A 23,966-nucleotide genomic window follows, 5' to 3' on the forward strand; every position below is an offset into this window, starting at 1 on the left:
TTTGATCTCATCAGTATCCGAGGCTGGTACTGCTCGGTTTTTTGTACCTGCACTAAGTTCTGTTGAGGTCAGTAATGTTATTGCAATTAAATTTAGCTGCGATTATGGCGATCGCAGGGCAAACTGCTTGGAAAAAAGCCAAACCAGTAGTTGTAAGAGATGTTTTCTATTTACCTGCCTTGGGATTTCTGGGAGTGATTGTGTTGTGGTGGATTGTGGCACTGCTCAATCATGAATTAATGCCCACTCCACCGGAAGCCTTTATCGCTAATCTTGATTACATATTAAATCCATTTTATCAACGAGGCCCTGGTAATTTAGGAATTGGCTGGTTGTTGATAGCTAGTCTAAGACGGGTATTAATTGGTTTTTTATTAGGCGCGATCGTGGCGATTCCTTTGGGATTCCTCATTGGTATGTCTAGATCGGCCATGTTAGCGTTTAATCCCATCATTCAAATTTTCAAACCCGTATCACCTTTGGCTTGGTTGCCTATTGCCTTAGCTATCTTTAATTTGGCAGATCCTTCAGCAATTTTTGTAATTTTCATTACTTCTTTATGGCCCACAATTATTAATACTGCCTTAGGTGTTGCCAGTGTTCCCAAAGATTATCTAGATGTGGCGCGGGTATTAGAAATGCCGCGTTGGAGGAGAATTACCAAAATTATTTGGCCTGCAAGTTTGCCCTATATTTTTACAGGATTACGCATTAGTTTAGGGATTGCTTGGCTAGTTATTGTTGCTGTAGAAATGCTCACTGGTGGTGTGGGTATTGGCTTTTTTGTGTGGGATGAATGGAGTCGTTTAAATCTCAGCTCAGTCTTTTTAGCCGTACTGGTAATTGGTGTAACTGGATTAGTTTTAGATTATGCAGTGGGCAAAATCGAAGAATTTGTAACCCACAGGACTAAAGCTTCTAACTAACAAAATTTTACTCATTAAAACCTAGCAAGACGCAATGTTATTCTGCGTCTTAGCCTGAATTTGCCGAAAAATCATTGATTACCACTGGAGTAAAAGCAATGGGTGATCATCATTGGAATCGCCGTGACTTTATTAAAGGCATAGGATTAACAACAACTGGGTTAGCGCTGTCATCCTGTGGCATTACTGGAAATACTGGTGCTGGAGGACTGAGTGCAGAAGCCTTAGCCGTTGAACCAGTCGTCAAATCTCAAGATTTAGAAAAATCTGACATTACCGTTGGTTATGTCCCTGTTAATGATTGTGCGCCATTTGCGATCGCCTGGAAAAAAGGTTTCTTCCGCAAATATGGTTTGAACGTCACACTTAACCGCGAAGCAAGTTGGGCGACATCCCGCGATGGATTAATTTTTGGTCGTTTAGATGCTTCCCCTGTGGTATCTGGTGCTGTTACGAACGCCAGAATTGGTGCTGAAGGCGCACGCCACGCCCCCTTATGTGCAGCCATGACTATTCACCGCCACGGTAACGCCATGACTATGAACAAAGCCATGTGGGACTTTGGGCTACGTCCGTGGTTTGAATATCAAAAACAATATGGCGATGGTGCATTAGAAGCCTTTGGGCGCGATTTTCGCAACTACTTTGCCAAGCAACCCACAGAACGCAAAGTCTGGGCTGTAGTTTTGAGTTCTGCCATTTACGAATATTTTGTGCGTTACTTATCCGCAGCCGCAGGTGTTGACCCATTAAAAGAGTTTCGCGTCATTATTGTGGCACCTCCCCAAATGGTGACTAATGTGCGAATTGGCGCCATGCAAGCTTACATGGTAGCTGAACCTTGGAACACCAGAGCCATCACAGGTAACGAAGGTATCGGCTTCACCTTCGCTCAAGGTAAAGAAGTCTGGTTAGGACATCCCGACCGACTATTGGGAGTCATGGAATCTTTCATAGATAACTATCCCAAAACCTACCGTTCCTTGGTCAAGGCAATGATAGAAGCCTGCCAATATTGCAGCAAACCAGAAAATCGTCAGGAAGTAGCCGAACTGATTACAGACCGTTCCTTTACAGGTGCTAGACCCAGAAATCTCAATGCACCCATAGCTCAATTAACCAGTCCAGGAATTATCGGCAATTACAACTACGGAGGATTTGACAACCAAGACCGCACCATTAAATCGGCTGATGGCACAATTTTCTTTGATATTCCTGAAAACCTTCCCCAATACCCAGGTAATCATTCCACATTCTTGTGGCAATCCCAAAGTATTTGGTTAATGACTCAAGCTGCACGCTGGGGACAAATTTCCGAGTTTCCCAAAAATGCTGAAGAAATAGCGCAACGCGGTTGGCGAACTGATTTATATCGAGAAATAGCAACAGAAATGGGTATCGAATGTCCTCAAGAGAATTATAAAGTAGAACCACCAGAAGTCTTTATTGACACAATAGGTTTTGACCCTAGTGATCCAGTGGGATATCTGAATCAATTTGCTATTAGGGCTAATGCTCCCACTCGTTTTTTTATGTCTTAAATCGTCAATATAAAATTTTAGGAGATTTTCATTATGAAAGATATCCCATTAGTAGTAAATAATGGACACAAAGTTATGTCTCGTCCTAACTTCTTAGAAATTGAAAACTTAGTCAAAGCCTATCCCACACCAGACAAAGGTAATTTTGTTGTATTAGATAACGTAAATCTCACCATTGGCGAAGACGAATATATTTCTGTAATTGGTCACTCTGGTTGTGGTAAATCAACTCTATTAAAAATAGTAGCTGGCTTAGAAAAATTATCTTCTGGCTCAGTTCGGCTAGACGGAAAAGAAATTCGCCAGCCAGGAGCCGAAAGAATGATGGTATTTCAAAACTACTCATTATTACCTTGGTTAACTGTCCGTGAAAATATCCGTCTTGCTGTAGATGAAGTCCTCAAAAAGGCTAATCGGGCGGAAAAAATTAGCATTGTTAACGAACATTTAGCAATGGTGAACTTAACAGCAGCAGCAGACAAATATCCTGACGAAATATCTGGGGGAATGAAACAAAGAGTAGGTATTGCTAGGGCTTTGGCAACTCGTCCCAAAATGTTATTAATGGATGAACCTTTCGGCGCGCTAGATGCATTAACTAGAGGTAAATTACAACGACAGGTATTAGATATTTGGGAAAATCATCGCCAAGCTGTGATGATGATTACCCATGATGTCGATGAAGCAATTTATATGTCAGATCGCATTGTGTTAATGACCAATGGCCCATCAGCAAAAATTGGCGAAATATTAGAAGTTCCTTTTGAACATCCACGCGATCGCGCCGCTATGCGAAACTCAAAAGAATATTTTGAACTGCGTAACCATGCTCTGAATTTTCTTGATAATTATTTTAAACAAGATGATTAGAATTTATATGTGCGCTGTGAAGAATCAAGGAAACGTTCGTGTAGCGTGCGAGCAGCGCATACCACAAAGGACACAAAGAGCGCAAAGAAGGAGAAAAATCAGAGAAATTGAAAGTTAACTTGATTGGGGATAAGTAAATCTGAGCTATAGAAAATTCTTTCCCCACTCCCTACTTCATAATAATTGATGCTGCCAAAGGCGATAATGAATGAATAGCTATTGGTAATTCATTATGTCTTTGACTCAAAATTATAAATTAAACCTCATCCAATGGTATCCAGGACATATTGCCAAGGCGGAAAAAAATCTCAAAGAACAACTAAACCGGGTAGATGTAGTCCTAGAAGTACGAGATGCACGGATTCCCTTGGCGACACACCATCCCCAAATTAATGAGTGGGTGGGAAATAAGGCGCGAGTGTTGGTATTAAACCGATTAGATATGATTCCACCGCACGTGCGATCGCTGTGGGTAGATTGGTTTAAAAGTCAGGGTGAAGTAGCCTATTCTACCAACGCCAAACAAGGACAAGGCGTAGTAGCAATTTCTAAAGCCGCCCAAGCAGCTGGGGTAGAACTCAATCAAAGAAGACGCGATCGCGGGATGTTACCTCGTCCAGTTCGCGCTGTGGTGATTGGTTTTCCTAACGTAGGCAAATCAGCCTTAATTAACCGTCTTTTAGGCAAGCGCGTAGTAGAAAGTGCCGCCCGTCCAGGGGTAACTCGTTCTTTGCGTTGGGTGAGAATTTCCGAACAATTGGAATTACTGGATGCACCTGGTGTCATCCCTTTAAAGATGGGAAATCAGGAAGCCGCAGTAAAGTTAGCTATTTGTGATGATATTGGGCAGGCATCTTATGATAACCAACTAGTGGCATCGGCTTTCGTAGATTTAGTGAATAATCTCCACGAAACAGCAGGTGAATTATTACCCCGCACACCCTTATATTCTCGTTATAATCTCGACCCCGCACTTCACACAGGAGAAGGATATTTACACGCCCTAGCGGAGCATCGTTACAAAGGCGATGTAGAGCGAACCGCTAGGCATCTTTTAACGGATTTTCGTAAAGGCTTGTTGGGTACCATTCCTCTTGAACTACCCCCATCCTAAAAGATCACTTCCCCCTGTCCCCCTGTCCCCGTGTCCCCCTATCCCCCTATCCCCCTATCCCCCAATCAATCAACCACTTCATTTACCGGGAATCTATCAATTAATTGAATAGCCCGATAAGCATTACGCTGGAAGCTTTGCGGCACATTGGGAACGTGGGGGATTTGAGATAATAAATCCAACGTCCGGCGTAAAATTCTCACAACATCGCCCTCATCCAAAGTGGTATTGTCACAGAGTTCTGTCCACGGTGTTCCCAATGCCCATTGTTCCACTAAAGCAATTAATTCAAATTCCAACCAGATAGGAAGGGTGACATTATACCGCCGTTGCAGTTGAAAGATTTGGCGACGAATCCCCCGTAGTTTTGCCAAAGCTTCTACCACTTCGTTACTCAGTTGAAAATGTACCCTACTATCTGGACGGGGAGTTTCAATGACTAAGGCTGCAATGGCGGCTGCTAAATGGTGCGGATCTAAGTTATCCAATTCACCACTAGCCAGTACTAAACCGATCCACAATTCATTTTCTCCGCGAATGGCGGCGGCAATTTGCCCTAATTGTGTGGGTACTAAGTTATCTAAACAGCCAAAGTGTTGCAAGATGGCAATTAAATTGACAAATTCTTCCCAATGACGTTGTGAGTGTTGCTCTACTTGCGATTGCAACTCTTCGAGTTCAGCTTCTAATTCCACATAACGCGCCCGGCGTTTGAAAATCTTGCTAGCATTACCTGATTGATGGATGGGATTAGCTTCTAATTGCTCTTGGATGGCGGCAACACGACTGAGTTGTTCTGCCACTTCTGGCGGCATGTATAATGAGCCTTGTGGCTGAGGAATTTGTTGGGCGATCGCAAATGTTTCTTCACTACCACGCAGTGATTGTCCTGGTTTTAAGTTCAAGTCTGGTGGTGGTAGGATATGTTCTGGGATCTCAATTCGGGGCAGTTCCGCATATAAATCAATGACATCCCCAGTAGTTACCACATACCAGCGGTTATCTTGCCCCAAACATACCAAGTAAGGAGCTTCTCCACCACCTGGTGTTTTGCCCACTAATACAGCCGTTATCGGTGCAGACACAGCAATATTTTTACCCTTGAGACTCAGCAGAGTTCCCGACACTGCAAAGCTCAACATCATCACAAATTCTTCTTGCCGATTTTCCTGGGCTTGTTCTTGTAGAGTTTGTAATAACTGGCGTTCGACTTTCAGGCGTTGCCGTAATTTCTCATAAATCGCCAAATCATGTTCACTAACTGCGGCAATTTGTTCATGCAATTGCGCTAATTGTGTTTGCAGTTCGGCCATCTCATCATATTCTGGTTTTAAATACAAAGTTGCCATGTACTGCCCAAAGCTGCGTTCTATGAGTTCCTTGGCTTGCTCTAGAGTATGGATTTGCAGCAAGTTCAGCACCATCCCGTAGCTTGGTGTAAACTGGCTGACCAAAGGATCTGGTTTCGATGTCGCTAAATATGCCGCTTCTTTCGAGCCTTCAAAGGGAGTTTGTACTGTCACCACATGACCTTGTAAATCCATCCCCCGTCGTCCGGCGCGTCCGGCCATTTGCAGAAATTCGGAAGCGTTTAATAAACGATGTCCAGAGTCAGTACGTTTAGAAAGGGTAGAAATGACTGTGGTTCGGGCAGGCATATTAATTCCTGCGGCCAGGGTTTCGGTGGCGAAAACGACTTTAATCAACCCTTGCTGAAATAATTCTTCTACCAACACCTTCCACGCTGGTAAAATGCCGGCATGGTGAGCAGCAATACCCCGGTAAAGCGGTGCAATTTGCCCAGAACGCCCAGCTTCAGGATTGCGGGCTAAAAAGTCATCTATTTGTCGTCGTAATATTTGCGACTCGTCATTATTCACCAGCCATAAATCACCAACTTCCGCTACAGCTTTATCACATCCCCGACGACTAAAAATAAAGTAAATCGCTGGGAGCATATCTCGTTGCTGTAAATGGCTCAAAGTATAGGCAATACCGGGAGCTTCCGGTCTGCCACCTCTGCCCCTGTCTCCTTGCCTTCTTTTGCCCCTATTTGCCAGACGCGGGTTAATTTTAGTTTTGCTATCATTCAGAAGCGGGAACAGCCCTTTAGGATTGCAATAGTGAAATTCCAAAGGAACTGGGCGAAAATTCGAGTAAATCAGGTCTGTAGGGCCGTGAACGCGATTTAGCCAGTCGGTGAGTTGATCGCTATTAGCAACAGTTGCCGACAAGGCTACTAGCTGAATTGCCCGAGGACAATAAATGATTGATTCTTCCCAAACTGTACCTCTTTGGCGATCATTCATATAGTGGCACTCATCCAGCACCACCGCCTCAACATCCACTAAGGAAATGCCTACTTGCCCGATGGGTGTGCCATAGAGCATATTCCGAAAAATTTCTGTAGTCATCACCAGAATCGGTGCATCCCTGTTAATGGAAGCATCTCCAGTTAACAACCCCACCTGGTCATACCCAAACGTCTCACGAAAATCGCGTAATTTCTGATTTGACAACGCCTTGAGGGGAGTAGTGTAAAACACACGTTTCCCCCGCGATAGGGCGCGATAAATAGCATATTCCCCAACTAATGTTTTGCCCGACCCCGTGGGCGCACACACAACTACGGAGCGTCCAGCGTTTAGGGACGCGATCGCATCATTTTGGAACTGATCTAGTTCAAAGGGAAATATCAACCCTAAGTCAAGGTCTGGAGAAGGCGCGGGATAATTCACTCAATCAAATTTGCAACCGGACTTTTTACTATATTAACGGCTATTTTGTCAACTTCGTTAAGTATTAGGGAGTGGGAAGTGGGGAGTGGAGAATAGGGAAGATGAGGGAGATGAAAAAAACTTCCCCTCTGCACCCTGTCCCTCTGCTTCTTCTTCCTACTCACTACTCCCCTCTTTTTCATTTTCCTAACTCCTGCGATCGCCATGCTGCTGCTTTGACTGCTTCAATTAAGGCGGAGCGAAATCCTGCTTTTTCTAGTTGGGCTATACCCGCAATTGTTGTCCCACCAGGACTAGTTACCCGGTCTTTGAGTTCTGCGGGGTGTATTTTTTGGTCTTGCAAGAGTTTGGCTGTGCCTAGGACTGTTTGCAGGGCTAGTTGATGGGCTATCCCTCTGGGTAAACCTGCGGCTACTCCGCCATCAGCTAGGGCTTCTACCATTAAGGCTACATAAGCCGGGCCACTACCAGATAGTCCTGTGACTGCATCCATTAGCACTTCGGAAACTTCTACAACTTCTCCCACAGCGGAAAAAACTTGCTGTGCTATTTTGTGGTGCTTGGCGTTGGTGTATGCTCCTAAACACATAGCGGTAATTCCCGCCCCCACTGTGGCTGGGGTGTTGGGCATAGCTCGAATTACTGGTAACTGGGGAAATGCTGCCTCTAACTGACTTAAGGATACTCCAGCTAAAATCGATATTACTAGGGGTGACAGCCCTTTGGTCAGGACATCTGCTAATTCTTGAGCGATCGCACTAAATACTTGTGGCTTTACTGCTAAAAATACCACTTCGCTGGCTTGCTGAAAAACTAAACTGTTATCTGTAGTGACAGTTACACCATATTGCTGTTGCAAAAAAGCTTGTCTTGCTTTGAGGGGTTCGCTGACTATGACTGCCGATGGTTGATAAATTCCCCGCGCAATAAGGCGGGATAATAGCGCTTCTCCCATTACCCCGCCACCAATTAAGCCAAATTTAATAGTCATTAACTTATATAGTCAATAGTCAATAAGAGCAGGTTTAACCCATCAATCTATGGTAAGACAATATATCTCGTTAAACCCGCCCAGACAATAATCAAAAATTTGCAACTTTGGACTTTTGACTAATTTTTGAATGTTACTGTACCATCCGGTTAACGTCATTACCCCAATTTTGAGTAGGACTACCAGCGGGACGTGCAGGGCGAGCAGGTGGTTGTGGTACTTCATGAATAACTCCACCTTGGGTGCTAACTTGCACGCAACTGGGCGTAAACAAAAAGATACTTTCTCCGATGCGCTCTTGATGTCCATCTAGTGCGTAAGTCCCACCTGCAACAAAGTCTACTGCCCGTTGTGCTTGATCCGGGTCCATAATGGTCAAGTTTAATACAACTGACTTGCGCTCTCTGAGTGCTTGAATTGCCTGGGGCATTTCTTCAAATGTACGAGGCTCAAGTACTAAAACTTCTGAAATACCGTTAATAGCTCCTGGCATACCAATAACATTCCCCATCGTAGACTTTGATCCTGTGGCTACATCATCACCCATTGTAGTCATGGGTTCCCGCCAACGTCGATTTTGAGCAGTAGCTTCTGCTGGTGCTGGTTGGGGATTTTCTTCTTGATACAGGTTTTGGTAGTTACCAACGTCTGCATCGGCTTCTTCTTCGTAATACTCGTATTCTACTTGCTCGTTGAGACCTACAAAGTCTCGAAGTTTAGTAAATATGTTGTTCATTGTTACTCTCCTGGTAAAAGTTACCCTTATTGATTTTGCTATTAGTTCATTTAGCTAGGTTTGATTGCTACAAAGGCAGACAACTTAGCAATTTTATCGCTGATTGTAGCCCCGATCACAGCTAGAGGTGATGAACAGAATTTTTAGGGAACGCCTGTAGATTAACCTACACACAATAATGAGTCAAGATTATAGCCTAATGATTGTGCTAAATAAAGCTGAGTTTGCAACCCTTTTTTCTTGGTAGCCAGGTTTGTTAATGCTGAAATTCTTGTATTAGATAACATCAGTAAGGCTGGATACATCTCTGTATACCAGCCCTTCTGTTATTGATACCACCACCAAGAATTGAGGATTGATCCCCTAAGTGCGCTGACCAAACAATATGGTTCCTAATCTTACCATCGTTGCTCCAGCTTGCACTGCCAATTGGTAATCACCTGACATACCCATCGATAATTCTGTGATTTTTATATGAGACCAGTTTTGTGATTGAATTTTTTTGGCTAATTGATGCGTATCATTAAATACTTTTAAAATTTCCGCATCGTTTAATCCTAAAGGTGGAATTGTCATCAAACCTTGAATTTGTAAATTTTTACACTCATTCAAGGCGGGTAAGTCAGCTAGTAGTTCTGGGACACTCCAACCTGACTTATGAGGGTCAGGTAAAATTTTCACTTGTAGACAAACATGGGGACTAACTCCTTGTTGTGGCGCTAATTGATTTAAGCGCTGTGCCAGTTTTAAATTGTCTACCGAGTGAATCCAATCAAATAATTCCAGGGCTTTTTTGGCTTTATTGCTTTGCAAATGACCAATAAAGTGCCAAGTAATATCCGCTAAGTCTTGTAACTCGGCTTGTTTACTAGCAGCTTCTTGGATACGATTTTCGCCAAAATCTCGAACTCCGGCGTTATAAGCAGACCGAATTGCCTCAGCAGGAAATGTTTTGCTAACCGCAATTAACCTGACTGAAGGCGGTAATGAGGCACAAATAGTGGTAATACGTTCGCTAATGGAACTGATCATTGGAATGTGCGTTGGAAAACACTCTGAAGTTGATCGTACTCTTGGGATTGACCACTGCGACGCAGAGTACGCAAACGATTTTCCAACAACATTCTCGCTTCAGTACGACCTATAGACTGAAATTTGATCCCTTTAATGTCATTTGCCACTACAAAAAACAAACGTTGGGCATAAAGTGTCGTGAACAGATCCTGGTTTTCATCGACCATGCAGATTCTATAAAGCAAGCCCCAAGTGGGATGATTTATGTAAGTTTCTGAGTTTTCTAGATTCATTTAAGAGTCAAGGTAGGAGTATATATATCTTTGTCGCAGTTCAGTACAAATGTTCAGACGATAATACACCCCTTTCGCCAGCCTATTGAGGAAATTTATGCGAACACCAATGATTTTGGCCATTTCATGGCGGTTATCAAAACCTTGATGTAGTTGTAAATGGGCAGATGATACTAACAGTAGCAACGCAGACCTTTACAAGAGAGGCAATCACAATTTTGCCTGGGGGACTTATACTTAGGTGCCATTGGGAATAAGGAAAAGTTATTACCCTGATTTCTGAAGTTTATAGTGGCAACCTGTAGGCACAAGCCGACTCTCATACTTCTGTTTACTCTGGCTCTATTCTATATTGCCATAATTATCGCTGGATGGAGCAAAATAGCCAAGAGGGGACTGGGGTAATGAGGAAGTATATTTGTTCTTGTCCTTTTTTTGCTTGATCCCCTATATTTTGTCTATTTGAAATTCATCAAATTTTACAACTTCTGACTCTGCCGCTCGTGTATCAAAACGATAACTACTCACAGTGTTTATACTAGTGTCAAAAATGCTGAAAACGGTGATTTCGTTACTAGCAATATAGGGCATTGGTTGACCATCCTTGTCTAGCAAAGGGTCAATTGTCGGGACTACTGGTTGTAAATTATTGGGGTCACCAAGGGCAACGTATTCTTCTTGGTAACCATTGGGTATTTCTCGCTTTTTTTCACCCCAAGCAGCACCATAGGAGTTACCTACATTTGACGTTTCGAGAAAGTTGATGCCACTAGGACTGACAAAGCGATTCCACAAATGGGAATGCCCATAAAATACCAGTTGCACACCAGCGGCTTCTAGTAAGGGCACAACATCACGGATGATGTAATCGGCATTTTTGGGATACTCATAACGTACTGCTTGGACTTGGCTATTGTGATCCCGTTCGATGATTTGTACTGGATTGGTGTAAGCAGGAACGATGTTATCACCCAATGTATGGGGGGGATGATGGAACATCACAACTTTGTATTTTGCTTGTTTAAATTCTGGGCTGTTGAGTTCTGAGGTTAACCAATTATATTGCTGAGTGCCTTGAGCGATTGGTTCAAAAATCAGTTGTCCATAACCCCAGTTTTCCGGATTATTTAAATCTGGGGCGGCTTCCCTGTATCTACCTCTAGATTTTTCATCTAGTTTGGGTGTCCGCCACATATTAGTAACGTAGAGAACGACAAGACGCACATCACCAAAGCTCACTGCATAATATCGTTTTCCACCTGTTTTACTTTGGGGGAGGGTGAAAATTTCTTCGTAAGTATTGGTGTTATAAGAATTATTTATTAAAGATTGTCCACTATATAATTTTTGAGCAACAGGACGAGGAATCGCATCATTAAATTCATCGTTTAAACTGCCCTTCCGTCCCCACCGTCCCATGACTTCATGATTCCCAATGGCTGTAAACATAGGGGCGTGTTGAATAATTTCGCCTCCTGTGTATGTGGTTTTAACGCCATTGTGTTCCATTTCATAGCTAGCACGACCTTGTAAAGCCGGGAAAAATGCACCACCTTGCTGATCATCAAACCATTCTGAGGCGCGATCGCTCACATTAATTAAATCACCAGCAAACCACACTGCATCTACTCGTCCTACTGTCTCTACCACTTTTTGCAAATTGGCTGCTGTCATCGGTTTTAACTGATGGTCTGAGGTCAGGAGAATTTTTAGTGGTGTACCTGCTTGGGGTGTGGGTGCAAGGGTAAATATATCACTGCTGATATTTTCTCCATCTTCCCGGATACTCGTGACGCGATAAGGAATACGCACACCAGCCGTTAACCCAGTTACCTCTGCTTCGTGTCGCCAAATATTACGGTTGACAGGTTGTTGAGGTGGGTTGGCTATTTGTGAATGCTGGTCTTCGCGTGTGCGGCTGAGTTTAGTTGTATTTGCTCTGATGGTTTGATCTAAATTCTCACCATAAGTGACTATATGTTGATTCCCAACAAACTCAGTAAACCATACTACTCGCACTGAGGTTTCAGTGGGCAGTTGCAAAAATGGGTCTGTCAGCAGGCGGGGCGCTGAGGTCATAATTGTTGGCCCAAATGAATGCAAGCTTAACAGCGTCAGAGATAAAATAAACAGAAGTACAGGCGTTAGTATTTTGGTTTTCGCCATGATTACCCTGAGTATTAAAGGCCTTGACTATCTTACAGGGGTAACATTAAAAGATGGTTAAGTAAAAACCTGAAAAAAACAAGCTTAGTCCGAGGGTCAACTGTAATTACCATACCCAAAGAAAATTTACTAATAATTGTAATCTTTTTTTAAAAAACTCACGGTTATGTAATTTACATTAACTAATGCAGAGAATTTCTCCCAGAGTGAGTAGAATAACAAATACAAGCAGACAACAAAGACAACTAATTTATCAAATAGATTAGTTATCCTAGAAATATAGACTCAATTTTAAGTCCTCAGTTATTGTAAGTATTGTGCTTCTGAGGCACACCGCTCACGAACAAACCACATTCTTAACTACTAGAGAGCTTCCAAAAATCATAATGCCTGTGATTGAGAAAAAACGAACTCGCGATCTGCCCCAAATCAACGAACGCATCCGCTTCCCGAAAATTCGAGTCATTGATACTGATGGCGCGCAATTGGGAATTATGCCTCCACAAGAAGCTTTGCAACTAGCTGAAGAAAAAGAGCTAGATCTAGTGCTTCTCAGTGACAAGGCTGACCCCCCGGTTTGTCGGATTATGGATTACGGGAAGTACAAGTTTGAGCAGGAGAAGAAGGCACGGGAAGCCCGGAAAAAACAACACACGGCTGATGTCAAAGAAGTGAAGATGCGCTACAAGATTGAAGAACACGACTACAACGTGCGTGTGAAGCAAGCAGAGCGCTTCCTCAAAGACGGTGATAAAGTCAAAGCAACTGTGATGTTCCGGGGACGCGAGATTCAACACAGTGACTTAGCAGAACATTTGCTAAAGCGCATGGCAAGGGATTTAGAGGCGCTTGGTGAAGTGCAGCAAGCGCCTAAAAAAGAGGGTAGAAACATGATGATGCTGATTTCACCTAAAAAGTAATCTTATGAGTTTTCCAGATACCGAGTAGTTAATCTACAAAGTCTGGGAAATTTATCAAAAACTGATAGTCCTGAGCGCTGAGTGGGAAAGATAATACTCAGTTGCTTGGGACTTTTGCCATTTCTGGGGAGTGTTTGAGGCAGACGAGAGTAATGGTCACCAAGTAACTCTTATTCTGTTTACTCGCGGTGCATGGAACTCAAAAATCTGTCGTTGGTTGGCAATAGGGGTGCTTTAGCACGGCTGTTACAGTGGGTGAATCTTCGACCAGAAGAAGGCGAACGGACTTGGTTGATGTTTGCCTTTTACACCACTGTATCGATAGGACTGCGATGGGCAGAGGACAGTACCGTAGCACTGTTTTTGGATGAATATGGGGCTGGCCCTTTGCCTTGGATGTATATTGCCAGTGCTTTCATGAGCGTGGGACTGGTTGTTGTCTATTCTTGGCTGCAAAGGATTTTCCCCTTGCGTTGGGTAATTGTGGCGATCGCACCTTGCATGGTCTTACCGCTAATATTGATAGTGTCACTGCGGGGGAATGTACATATTTCATACCTGACAGTGATTCTGGTCTTTCTGCTGCGACTGTGGGTAGATGCACTTTATGTCATTAACGACCTCAACACCTCTATTGTTGCTAACCAGCTATTTAACATCCGCGAGATTAAACGCACTTATCCTCTAGTCAGCAGTGGTTTGTTGGTAGCAGATGTGATCAGTGGCTTTAGTTTGCCTTGGTTGCTGCAATTCATGAAATTGGAGCAAGTAATATTGATTGCCTGTGCCATGATTATGTTAGGAGCAGGTATTTTATCTTACTTAAGTAATCATTATCGCGCTGCTTTTCCCGATGCTCCCCAAAGACGCATACCTGAAGAACAATCCTCTCGACATCGAAGGCTGCAAACACCATTAAGAAACTATACGACGTATCTATTTGCCTTTGTTGGGTTGCTGCAAGTCATTGGCTTATTAGTAGACTTTCAATATCTGCGCGAACTTAACTTGAGTTTAAATAGCCGAGATTTGGCTAGCTTCTTGGGTTTATTTGGCGGGATAGTGGGACTGTGTGAGTTGATGACTCAGTGGTTTATCTCTAGCCGACTTATAGAACGCTTTGGCGTATTTATTACAGCGGCGCTATTACCCATAGCTGTAGGCTTTGTTTTACCAGGTGCGATCGCCCTAGTTAATTTATTTCCCGCATTACAGTCCCAAGGCTTTTTCTGGGGATTAGTGGGGCTGAAATTCTCTGATGAACTTTTACGTTACACCTTTGTTGTCAGTAGCGGCCCAGTCCTATATCAACCGATCCCCGAACATATACGTAGCCACACGCAGACATTATCTGGAGGTACCGCCGAAGCCATCGCTACAGGATTAGCAGGTGTACTGATTTTGATGACTTTGTTTTGTGGTGGGCGGGTTTTCCCCTCAGAACTACAAAAATGGGTGTTGGTAATAGAAACAGTCTTGATTGCAACTGGTTGTTTATATGTAGTTGGGGAATTGCGATCGCGTTATGTAGATCTGTTAGTTTTAAGTGCAGAACGAGGCGAACTAAGTGCGGCTAATGTTGGTCTGCGCTTCTTCAAACAAGGTGTAGTTAAAGCTTTATCCGAAAAAGGTAACGCCACCGATAAAAGCTCTTGCATTGAATTATTAGCCCAAATTGATCCCCAAGGGGCATCACAAGTTTTAGCACCCCTACTGATCAAATTACCTCCAGACTTGCAGCGTCAAAGTTTAGAAGTCATGCTGACAGGAGATGCCAATCCTATGGATGCGCTCGAAGTCCGCTCTTTGTTAGAACAGCCCCAAGGTGCAGTTGATCCCGAAGTTTTTGCCCTAGCTTTGCGTTACGTTTGGCTAGCTGATGACAATCCTAATTTAAGCTTATTAGAAGAATACCTCCAACCACGACATCATTCACTAATTCGTGCTACCGCCTCCGCCTTAATTTTACGTCAGGGAACACCTCTGCAAAAAGTCGCCGCCACCAAAACTATGCGCCGGATGCTGACTCACAAACAAGAACGAGAACGAGTTAATGGAGTCAGAGCGCTGAGAGAAGCCGTGTATTTACAAGCACTGAGGATTCACATCCCGAATTTGTTACAAGATGAATCATTGCGGGTACGCTGTGCAGTGTTGGAAATGATTGCCGCTACGCATTCAGAGGAATATTATTCGGCATTACTGGGGGCACTTTATTATAAATCAACCCGCAGTACCGCCATGCGAGCTTTGATTAAACTTGAGAATGAAGCCTTGGACATGTTATTACAACTAGCTACCAATACTTACAAACCAGAAGTAGTGCGGATGTATGCTTGGCGTACCATTGCTCAAATTTCCACTTTAGAAGCAATGGAAACCTTATGGCTGCATTTAGAAAAATCTTGGGGTGCTACCAGATATCATATTCTTCGCAGCTTACTCAAAATCAATAAACAACCAGAAACCAACAGTGTAGATAGATTTCATCACAGTAGAGTTGAAAGTTTAATTGAGCAAGAATTAAAGTTCCTAAGTGAAATTTACGCCGCCTATATAGACTTTCAACAACCAGATATTTTAGAGAACCATCAATCAGACAGAATTTTGGTGATTGGCAGCTTATTGCAACGCTCCCTGAGAGAATTAGAAATAGATGTGAGAGAGCGATTGTTGCTACTACTGCGGTTACTTTATTCTCCCGAAAAAATGCAAGCAGCAGCATTCAATATCCGAGCGCAGTCAGGGGCTAACTTGGCCCAAGGGCTAGAAATTTTAGAGCATACAATTAATTTGCCGACAAAATCCCTCATATTAAACATGTTAGATAGGCGATCGCCCCAAGAAAAACTGCAATATCTTACAGAAGCAGGGTTAGGAAAACATCAACAAATGCTAGTAAGCGATCGCATTCGTCGGCTGTTGACTTTAAGTAACTTTCTCTCCGATTGGTGCTTGGCTTGCTGTTTTCATTTTGCTCAAATTAGCCGCATTCGCCTGACAATTCACGAAATATTAGTAGCCTTACGCCATCCTACAGGCTTTGTCAGAGAAGCGGCCATCGCTTATCTCAGCGTAGCCTCACACCGCGTACTCCTAGAACTTTTACCCAAACTCCAACAAGACTCACACCCACTAATAGCAGCACAAGTCAAGGAATTAATGCAAAAACATTCAGTCAAAAATCATACCAATTAATCCACAAGGTTTAGACTTACGCTCTTGATAGCTGATGGCTATGGGAAAATAATCGCATTGAACTTTGCGCCTTTGCGCCTTTGCGTGAGATAAAAAAAGATATGACAAACCCTCAAGTCAGCGCCAGCGCTGTCGCCATCGATTTTGGAACTAGCAACACAGTCATTACTCGCTGGAACCCCGTCACCCAGCAACCAGAAACCCTAAATATACCCAATTTATCAATTCAGCAAAGCCTCAATCCCCCCCTCATTCCCAGCTTAGTATACATAGAAGAAGCCACTCAAGGTAAAGTCTTAGTAGGTCAACAAGTACGCGATCGCGGTCTTGATCTCAAAGGAGAAGCACGATTTTTTCGTAGTTTCAAACGGGGAATTGGCGCAGATATCCAAGGTTTCTTACCAGAACTAGATGGACAACTAATCACCTTTGAACAAGTAGGGCAATTATTCCTGACTCAAATCATCACCCAACTTGCACCCATGCAAGGAGGATTGGATTCTCTGATATTAACTGTACCCGTAGACAGCTTTGAAGCTTATCGTCATTGGTTAGGTCAAGTTTGTCAAGCCCTCCCCGTAGAAAAAGTACGGATGATAGATGAACCCACAGCCGCCGCCTTAGGTTACGGTTTAGCAGATCAAGAAGTTCTATTGGTAATTGACTTTGGTGGCGGTACTTTGGACTTGTCTATTGTACGTTTAGATCAAAGTGTGCAATCCACCAAGCCTGTAGGTTTTCTTCTCAAGTGGGGTAACAAATCCCTAGCAGAAAACTCCAAACAAAAGACCAAAACTGCCCGTGTTTTGGCTAAAGCCGGGCAAAATCTCGGTGGTACAGATATTGATAATTGGTTAGCCGACTACTTTGCCAAAACTCAAGGAATAGCGGTAAGTCCCTTGATCACAAGATTAGCAGAACGGGTAAAAATTCAGCTATCAACTCAAAACCAAGCTAGTGAAGTTTACTTTGACGATGAGACATTTGAAAGCTATGAACTAGAACTCAACCGCGAAGCTTTAGATAACATCCTCAAAGAACAGGGATTTTTTGACCAATTAGATGAATCAATGACAAGTTTATTGCAGCAAGCGCGTCGCCAGGGCATAGAAATTGCAGACATTAATGCCGTATTACTAGTTGGTGGTACAGTACAATTACCCGCAGTGCAGACATGGGTAAAACAGTATTTTCCGCCAGAAAAAATCCGCTGTGAACGTCCTTTTGAAGCCATCGCCCAAGGTGCATTACAGTTAGCCCAAGGTTTAGAAATCAAAGACTTTCTCTACCATAGTTACGGTGTGCGCTATTGGGATCGCCGCAACCAGCGTCATAGTTGGCATCCCATTATTCAAGCCGGACAAGCCTACCCCATGACTCAGCCAGTTGAATTAGTCTTAGGTGCATCTTTAGAAAATCAACCCAGCATTGAATTAATTATGGGAGAGTTAGGGGCAGAAACAGGCAGCACCGAAGTTTATTTTGATGGCGATCGCTTAATTACTCGTCGCCTAGAAGCAGGCGTTACCAGCGTCAAACCCCTCAACGACCAAGCAGGTGCGAGAACCATCGCCCAACTAACACCACCAGGATATCCCGGAAGCGATCGCATTAAAATTCTTTTTCAAGTTGATGACCAACGTTTTTTGCGAATCACCGTTGAAGACTTGTTAACTAATGACACGGTTTTAGAAAATCAGCTGGTAGCACAGTTGAGTTAGGTGGTAGAGGTGAGGAGATGGGGAGTTCCTTGCTAATGACTAATGCTCAAAATTCCTTGATCTGCATCTAATGTGGCTAGTACACCAGCAGGTAAGGCGGCATTGGGGCAGTCATGACCAAAGGGTAAATCGGAGACAATGGGAATACTTAAATCACCCAGGCGATCGCGCAATACTTCAGCAACACTAAAGCTAGGCACATTTGGTGGTGGTTCGCAGTTAGTAAAGCCTCCTAAAGCAATACCCCGGACTTTTGATAAAGCACCGCTTAAACGCCATTGTGTCAACATCCGATCAATCCGGTAGGGTGCTTCTGTTACATCCTCCCAGGCTAAAATTACACCATCAAGGTCTGGTATAATTGATGTAGCTAAAAGATGTGTCGTCACCGTAAGATTACCAGGCAATAACAGACCAGTAGCAATCCCCCCGCCCCAACCACAACCCTTAAGAGGAGGCACAGGGCGACCTTCGACAAAGTCGAATAATCGCTGAATAGACCAATCTGTTTCATCTGCCAGAGTTGTTAATACAGGAGCATGAACGCTGGCAATACCCGCAGTGTAAAGGCTCCACAACAAAGCCGTAATATCAGAAAACCCAATTAGCCATTTTGGAGGTGTTGAGTTGGCGTACCAATTCCAATTTTCCAAAATTCGGGTGCTACCAAAACCACCCCTGGTACAAAGGATACCCCGACACTCTGGATCTTCCCAAGCCGCGGCTAATTGTTGGCGGCGATTTTCATCTTTTCCTGCTAAATACCCCCATTTATCACCTAATTTGGGCATTATATCCACTTGGTAGCCACGCGATCGCCAAATTTCTACACTCTGCCCAAATGCCTCAAGTTCTCGCAAAGCACCACTAGGAGCAATGACTTTTAGTAAGTCACCAGGTTTCAGCGGTGGGGGTAATATTTTTGATTGCATGAATAGGTTGCTAGTATGAAAAATTACAGATGAACCAAAAGTAAAAACTTAATAGTGAGAAATTAGCAATAAATTTTCTGTCCGTCTAGTGTATGGTTAATTTTTTCTGTTGAACACCAGCGATAAATTAACCCAATATGTAGAGTTATAAACTTATTTTGGGAAAACTAAATATGGCAATACTGCCAGTTTGAGCAATTTGCTAGACAACTAACTATCAGAATAGTTGTTCGGGGCGACGAGCAGAATAATATTAACCTTAACAGCAAAGGATTGAGATAATGCTAGCTACCCATAGCATGTCATATGCCAATGAGCTAAATCTGCGATTAGAGTCAACTTTACAAGAGTTACCATTGTGGAAGGTTCAGATTGAGCTAGATCATCCTGTAACAGAATTGACCAAACTTTTCGAGCAAGAGCCTTTACTTCCAGGCATTATTTTGACTAGAAATAATTGCTATATGGGGATAATCTCACGACATAAATTTTTTGAGCATATGAGTCGCCCCTATAGTCTTGAGCTTTTTTCTCATCGATCTATCCAGCATTTACATAACTTTCTCCAGCCAGCAGTGTTGATCCTGTTTGAGGATATATCCATTGTGGAAGCGAATCAAAGAGGGCTGGAGCGATCGCCCCAACTGGTTTATGAGCCGATTGTAGTAGCAAATGAATTGGGCCAGCATGGAATAGTTGATTTTCATCAGTTACTCTTAGCCAACTCGCAAATTCACGCTTTAACACTGGCGCAACTACAACGTGTAGAGGAACAATCTCAAGTAGCTAGGGCAGGCTTTCAAGACCTCCAGCACAACTATACCCGATTACTACAGAATGAAAAAATGGCTGCTTTAGGTCAATTAGTGGCTGGTATTGCCCATGAAATCAACAACCCCGTTAATTTTATTGCTGGTAACCTTGTTCATGCTATCAGCTATAGCCAAGATTTACTCAACTTGATTAGTTTGTACCGACAGTACTATCCTCATCCAGTAGCAGAAATTCAAAATGTGTCGGAAATCATTGAACTAGAATTTTTAACAACGGATCTTCCTCATCTACTAAATTCTATGCAAATGGGCTGCGATCGCATTGCACAAATCGTTCGCTCGTTACGTAACTTTTCCCGCCTCGATGAAGCTGAGAAAAAAAAAGTTGATATTCATGAAGGGATTGATAGTACGTTACTAATTTTACAAAGTCGTCTGCAAAATCACCAAACAGGTGAAAGCATTACCCTCATCAAAGAATACGGAAATATTCCCTTGGTGGAATGTTATCCTGGGCTACTAAATCAGGTATTTATGAACATTGTGAGCAACGCCATCGATGCTGTAGAGGAAACAGTGCTTGATGGTAAAAAAAGGCACGATTTACAAATTCAGATTCGTACTCAAATTATTAGCCGAAACTGGATAGGAATTTATATTACTGATAATGGTTCTGGCATTCCAGATCATGTAAAAAAACGATTGTTTGACCCATTTTTCACGACCAAACCTGTTGGCAAAGGCACTGGATTGGGATTATCCATTAGCTATCAAATCATAGTTGAAAAACACGGTGGTCAACTACACTGCATATCTAATTATGAGCAAGGGACTGAGTTTATTATTAAAATACCAGTCTCTCTGGATACAAACTTTTCTTCCCAGTAATTGTAGTGCTGGCTCTTCGGTAAATAGAAAAAATTCCACGTCAGATATTATATGATCTTCTTTGTAAGTGCTATATTGCTCTTAAAAGAGTTTTAAAGTAGTAAAATATACTAATAAATCCTTCTTCAAAGCTCTCCTCTGTAATCATTATAGAGAAAACATTATGTTTAAAGAATTTCGCATCAGCGCACTGTTGCTGGCATCTGTGGGAAATTTGGCATGGTCATTAAATGCTAGAGCCAATTTTCAAGGTAGTCTGACTGTGGAAATTAATGGCATTAAAAATCAACAAGGACAAGTATGTGTAAGTATATTTGGTAGTAGTCAAGGATTTCCCAATGATCGCGATCGCGGAGTAAAAAGGCAGTGTAGCAAAATTACCGACAAATCTTTGGCAGTAACCTTTGATAACTTGCAAGCTGGTAGTTACGCCGTCGCTGTCATCCACGATCAAAACAATGACCAAACCCTGAATCGTAACAATCTTGGTATGCCCATCGAAGGCTTTGGATTTTCCCGCAACCCAGAAGTTCGCACTAGTGCGCCCAAATTTAGCGATGCTGCTTTTTTACTAGCAGGCCCCAATACGATTATCCAAATTAAAATGAAATATTTATAGGTCTTCTGCTTCCTGGTCTTTGTTGTTGTCTTCTGGGAGACTCCGTTGATTGGGTAAATTACGGATTCTATTCATTTGCGATAAAGCATATTTTGCTGTTATTTGCACATCAACATCGGGGTCTTCCGTTGCATGAACTAACATCTGACTCATTTGAGTCATCATGTCATAAATGCGAGTTAAGTCACGGATGGCGTTTTGTCGCACTTGTGGACTTTCATCTTGTAATGATATTGCCAAAGCACGGTTCATGGGTTTGAGTGCGCGAGAATTAATTTCTGCCAAAGCTGCCAAAATTAAACTACGTTGTTGCGAATCAGCATCCATCATCAAGTCTACCAATGGCTGGATTGCTCGTGAGTCACCTTGCTGACCCAAATCCCAAATAGCCTTGCGTCGCTTCTGAGAATCATGATTGCGTAAATCCTGAATCAATTCGTCAACAATATTGACTTTAGCTAGGCGAGAAGTCGATTCTAGTGATACAAATGATGCGGTATTTGATGTTTGTGTCGTTTGTGAATTAGTTACAACTGCCGTATTTTCTTGGGAATCGGATATTGCTTCCCCCGTTGAAGATGGTGAATTTACCGAGTCATCCTCAGATGGACTCAAAGCTTTGAATTCTTTATTGGCAGATTCTTGCTCTTGTTGATTCTCCTGTAACCATTTGAGGAGAAACACAATGGCCCCGATACTTCCAAGAATTCCTAGACCCAGTAGTGACCACCAAAGAAAACTTTGCTGATTGGACTGAGGTTGATTAGTTGCCAAACTATTAGCAGTATCAGCAGCGACCAGCTGATTTTTTGCTGCCCAGGCTGTTCGCAAACTACGCCTAGTCGCCATATCAGCAGTACCATCAATTCTTCTTAAATCTTTTGCTTTCTGGAATTGAACGACAGCATTTTGGGTATTAGCCTGATATGAGCCATCGACCACGCCATTGTAGTAGCCTAAATCCTTTAATTGAGTTTGCAGTTCTTGGACATCCGCCCCTTGACTGCCGGGTATGAGAACAGACTGGGTAACAGGTATGGTCGAACCAGCTTGTGCCAGTTCTGTAGGGGTTAGGTTAGGCTCAATTGTACTTGCGCGAATTGGGTAACCCAGGCAAGTCAAACAAATAAATATCAGTATTGAGGAATGGCATAGCCTCATATTTTCAGTTTAGTCTGAACGTATTTTCAAGTTATCAATATCACAATAACTTCAGGATGCTTAAATGTTAACTTCTAATTTGACACAAAAGTCATCCGAGTTTCCCATTAGGTGAAGATTCGGAGGATTTTTTCAGGTTCGCGTCTGATTTCCTTTTGCGGCTTGTAAGTTTATTTGCCGGCAGATACTTTTACAAGGGGCGGTTTTTGTGTTGTTTGTTCCTCGACACTCACCTTGTTGTTTTGGCCTGCCAAGATATCGCGTTGATTGATGAGATAGATACTGATTAGCGTCATTCCTACACCCACCCACTGCAAGGGGCTAAGGACTTCAGCCAGGAAGATATTACCAAATAGTAGGGCAAATACAGGCGTTAAAAAGGTCAGGGAACTGAGACTTGTGAGACTACCACTAGAAGCAAAGTAGAAAAATAATCCATAGGCGATCGCACTACCAAACACGGTAGCGTAACCTAAAGCTATCCACTCAGGAGTCACAAGATTTTGCCACTGCTGAGATTCTGCTACAGATGAAATACCCCACAATGGCAACCCGCCCAAAATCATATGCCATCCTGTGGCTGTCACCGGATCGGCGTACCTACAGACAAACCGAATCATCACTGTTCCCGCAGCCATTGATAAGGCAGCCAACAGCATTAACCACTCACCACTAGCAAACAAATCTTGCCAATTACCCAGGGTGACATGAGCATTGGCATCGAACAACTGAAAAATCCACTCATCCGGCAAACCAATTAAACTAATACCCGCAATTCCCAGTCCTAATCCCCACCATCCCCAAACGCCAATATGTTCTTGGAATAGCCACAATGACAACAAAGCCACAGCCAAAGGTTGTGAATCAATCATCACAGACCCCAACCCAGCACTAGTTCTGACTAATCCTTCGGCCAAAAAGCCTTGAAATAACGTTCCATCTACCAAGGCAAATAAACTAATCCATAGCCATGCAGCCCAACCTTGTGGCTGGGGTCTGCCCATAAATGCTGCGGCGATTAAAATTAACACCCCTGCTGGTAGCAAACGCACACCTGCCATAAATAAGGGTGTAGTGTCGGGTATGACTCCTTTCATCGCCACCATTGCCGTTCCCCAAAGGAAAAAGGGCGCGATTAACAGTAGGGTAGCGAAGGGAAATTTAAATGCACTGAGTTTCAGTTGCATGGGTTTGCTAATGCCTTTGTTTAACAAATGCCAAAATTGCTTTACCCAATTCTACCGAATTATGTCGTTTTGTGAAGGAAATAATACTCAAGTGTAGCAAAAATCACTAGCAATGTATTTGTTTACTAAAAGATAAGGCTTAAAGCCGAGTGGAATTGTAGGCGATAGCTCCCCTGCA

Annotated in this window: 18 protein-coding genes; 9 read left to right on the forward strand and 9 right to left on the reverse strand. The window is 43.0% G+C overall.

The window, feature by feature from the left end; translation table 11 throughout:
* Positions 1-74: 74 nt before the first annotated feature.
* From ntrB to ylqF, 4 genes are all read left to right on the forward strand, one after another.
* Positions 75-926 (forward strand): nitrate ABC transporter permease, encoded by an 852-nt coding sequence (gene ntrB / locus ACM0OT_RS03920; RefSeq protein ID WP_414562928.1) that lies wholly within the window; start codon positions 75-77, stop codon positions 924-926.
* Between the two features lie 98 nt (positions 927-1,024).
* The gene (locus ACM0OT_RS03925) at positions 1,025-2,467 is read left to right on the forward strand and encodes an ABC transporter substrate-binding protein (protein WP_414562930.1); all 1,443 of its coding nucleotides are present in this window, start codon (positions 1,025-1,027) and stop codon (positions 2,465-2,467) included.
* 33 nt (positions 2,468-2,500) lie between these two features.
* Positions 2,501-3,337, forward strand: coding sequence for an ABC transporter ATP-binding protein (locus ACM0OT_RS03930; protein ID WP_414562932.1), 837 nt, complete (start codon positions 2,501-2,503; stop codon positions 3,335-3,337).
* A 232-nt stretch (positions 3,338-3,569) separates the two neighbouring features.
* Entirely contained in the window at positions 3,570-4,451 is an 882-nt protein-coding gene (gene ylqF, locus ACM0OT_RS03935) for a ribosome biogenesis GTPase YlqF (RefSeq protein ID WP_414562934.1), read from the forward strand.
* 65 nt (positions 4,452-4,516) lie between these two features.
* Here the strand turns inward: ylqF and ACM0OT_RS03940 are convergent, their stop codons facing one another.
* The 6 genes from ACM0OT_RS03940 to ACM0OT_RS03965 all read right to left on the reverse strand — a co-directional run bounded on the left by ACM0OT_RS03940 (position 4,517) and on the right by ACM0OT_RS03965 (position 12,389).
* Positions 4,517-7,189, reverse strand: coding sequence for a DEAD/DEAH box helicase (locus ACM0OT_RS03940; protein ID WP_414562936.1), 2,673 nt, complete (start codon positions 7,187-7,189; stop codon positions 4,517-4,519).
* Positions 7,190-7,367: 178 nt separating this feature from the next.
* A complete protein-coding gene (gene proC / locus ACM0OT_RS03945; RefSeq protein WP_414562937.1) occupies positions 7,368-8,180 on the reverse strand; it encodes a pyrroline-5-carboxylate reductase in 813 nt (270 codons plus the stop codon).
* Positions 8,181-8,313: 133 nt separating this feature from the next.
* Positions 8,314-8,916, reverse strand: a complete 603-nt coding sequence (locus ACM0OT_RS03950; RefSeq protein ID WP_414562939.1) for a cell division protein SepF — start codon at positions 8,914-8,916, stop codon at positions 8,314-8,316.
* Between the two features lie 363 nt (positions 8,917-9,279).
* A complete protein-coding gene (locus ACM0OT_RS03955; RefSeq protein ID WP_414562940.1) occupies positions 9,280-9,948 on the reverse strand; it encodes a YggS family pyridoxal phosphate-dependent enzyme in 669 nt (222 codons plus the stop codon).
* On the reverse strand, positions 9,945-10,223 hold the full coding sequence (pipX, locus tag ACM0OT_RS03960) for a transcriptional coactivator PipX (protein WP_414562942.1): 279 nt from the start codon (positions 10,221-10,223) through the stop codon (positions 9,945-9,947). Before pipX ends, ACM0OT_RS03955 begins: the two co-directional genes overlap by 4 nt.
* A gap of 447 nt (positions 10,224-10,670) precedes the next feature.
* The gene (locus ACM0OT_RS03965; protein ID WP_414562944.1) at positions 10,671-12,389 is read right to left on the reverse strand and encodes a metallophosphoesterase; all 1,719 of its coding nucleotides are present in this window, start codon (positions 12,387-12,389) and stop codon (positions 10,671-10,673) included.
* Between the two features lie 386 nt (positions 12,390-12,775).
* Between ACM0OT_RS03965 and infC the strand changes: the two genes are divergently transcribed.
* From infC to ACM0OT_RS03980, 3 genes are all read left to right on the forward strand, one after another.
* Positions 12,776-13,309 carry a translation initiation factor IF-3 gene (gene infC / locus ACM0OT_RS03970; RefSeq protein WP_414562946.1) on the forward strand — a complete coding sequence of 178 codons (534 nt, stop codon included), beginning with the start codon at positions 12,776-12,778 and terminating at the stop codon, positions 13,307-13,309.
* A 192-nt stretch (positions 13,310-13,501) separates the two neighbouring features.
* Positions 13,502-16,507: an MFS transporter gene (locus ACM0OT_RS03975; protein ID WP_414562948.1), complete on the forward strand. Its 3,006-nt coding sequence runs from the start codon at positions 13,502-13,504 to the stop codon at positions 16,505-16,507.
* A gap of 101 nt (positions 16,508-16,608) precedes the next feature.
* Positions 16,609-18,228: an Hsp70 family protein gene (locus ACM0OT_RS03980; RefSeq protein ID WP_414562949.1), complete on the forward strand. Its 1,620-nt coding sequence runs from the start codon at positions 16,609-16,611 to the stop codon at positions 18,226-18,228.
* Positions 18,229-18,260: 32 nt separating this feature from the next.
* Here ACM0OT_RS03980 and ACM0OT_RS03985 read toward each other — a convergent pair whose 3' ends face one another.
* Complete coding sequence (locus tag ACM0OT_RS03985; protein WP_414562950.1) at positions 18,261-19,160, reverse strand: S66 peptidase family protein; 900 nt, start codon at positions 19,158-19,160, stop codon at positions 18,261-18,263.
* A 299-nt stretch (positions 19,161-19,459) separates the two neighbouring features.
* Here ACM0OT_RS03985 and ACM0OT_RS03990 point away from each other — a divergent pair, with 299 nt between their 5' ends.
* Together ACM0OT_RS03990 and ACM0OT_RS03995 are read left to right on the forward strand one after the other, a co-directional pair.
* Positions 19,460-20,821, forward strand: a complete 1,362-nt coding sequence (locus ACM0OT_RS03990; RefSeq protein WP_414562952.1) for a sensor histidine kinase — start codon at positions 19,460-19,462, stop codon at positions 20,819-20,821.
* A 163-nt stretch (positions 20,822-20,984) separates the two neighbouring features.
* Positions 20,985-21,440, forward strand: coding sequence for a DUF2141 domain-containing protein (locus ACM0OT_RS03995; RefSeq protein WP_414562954.1), 456 nt, complete (start codon positions 20,985-20,987; stop codon positions 21,438-21,440).
* Here ACM0OT_RS03995 and ACM0OT_RS04000 read toward each other — a convergent pair.
* Both ACM0OT_RS04000 and ACM0OT_RS04005 read right to left on the reverse strand, forming a co-directional pair.
* On the reverse strand, positions 21,435-22,601 hold the full coding sequence (locus ACM0OT_RS04000; protein WP_414562956.1) for a peptidoglycan-binding protein: 1,167 nt from the start codon (positions 22,599-22,601) through the stop codon (positions 21,435-21,437). The two genes, ACM0OT_RS03995 and ACM0OT_RS04000, sit on opposite strands and share 6 nt — an antisense overlap.
* Before the next feature lie 170 nt (positions 22,602-22,771).
* Entirely contained in the window at positions 22,772-23,788 is a 1,017-nt protein-coding gene (locus ACM0OT_RS04005; protein ID WP_414562958.1) for a DMT family transporter, read from the reverse strand.
* Between the last annotated feature and the right edge of the window lie 178 nt (positions 23,789-23,966).

This window comes from Anabaena sp. CCY 9613, from assembly GCF_963920895.1.
Classification (GTDB): domain Bacteria; phylum Cyanobacteriota; class Cyanobacteriia; order Cyanobacteriales; family Nostocaceae; genus Cyanocohniella.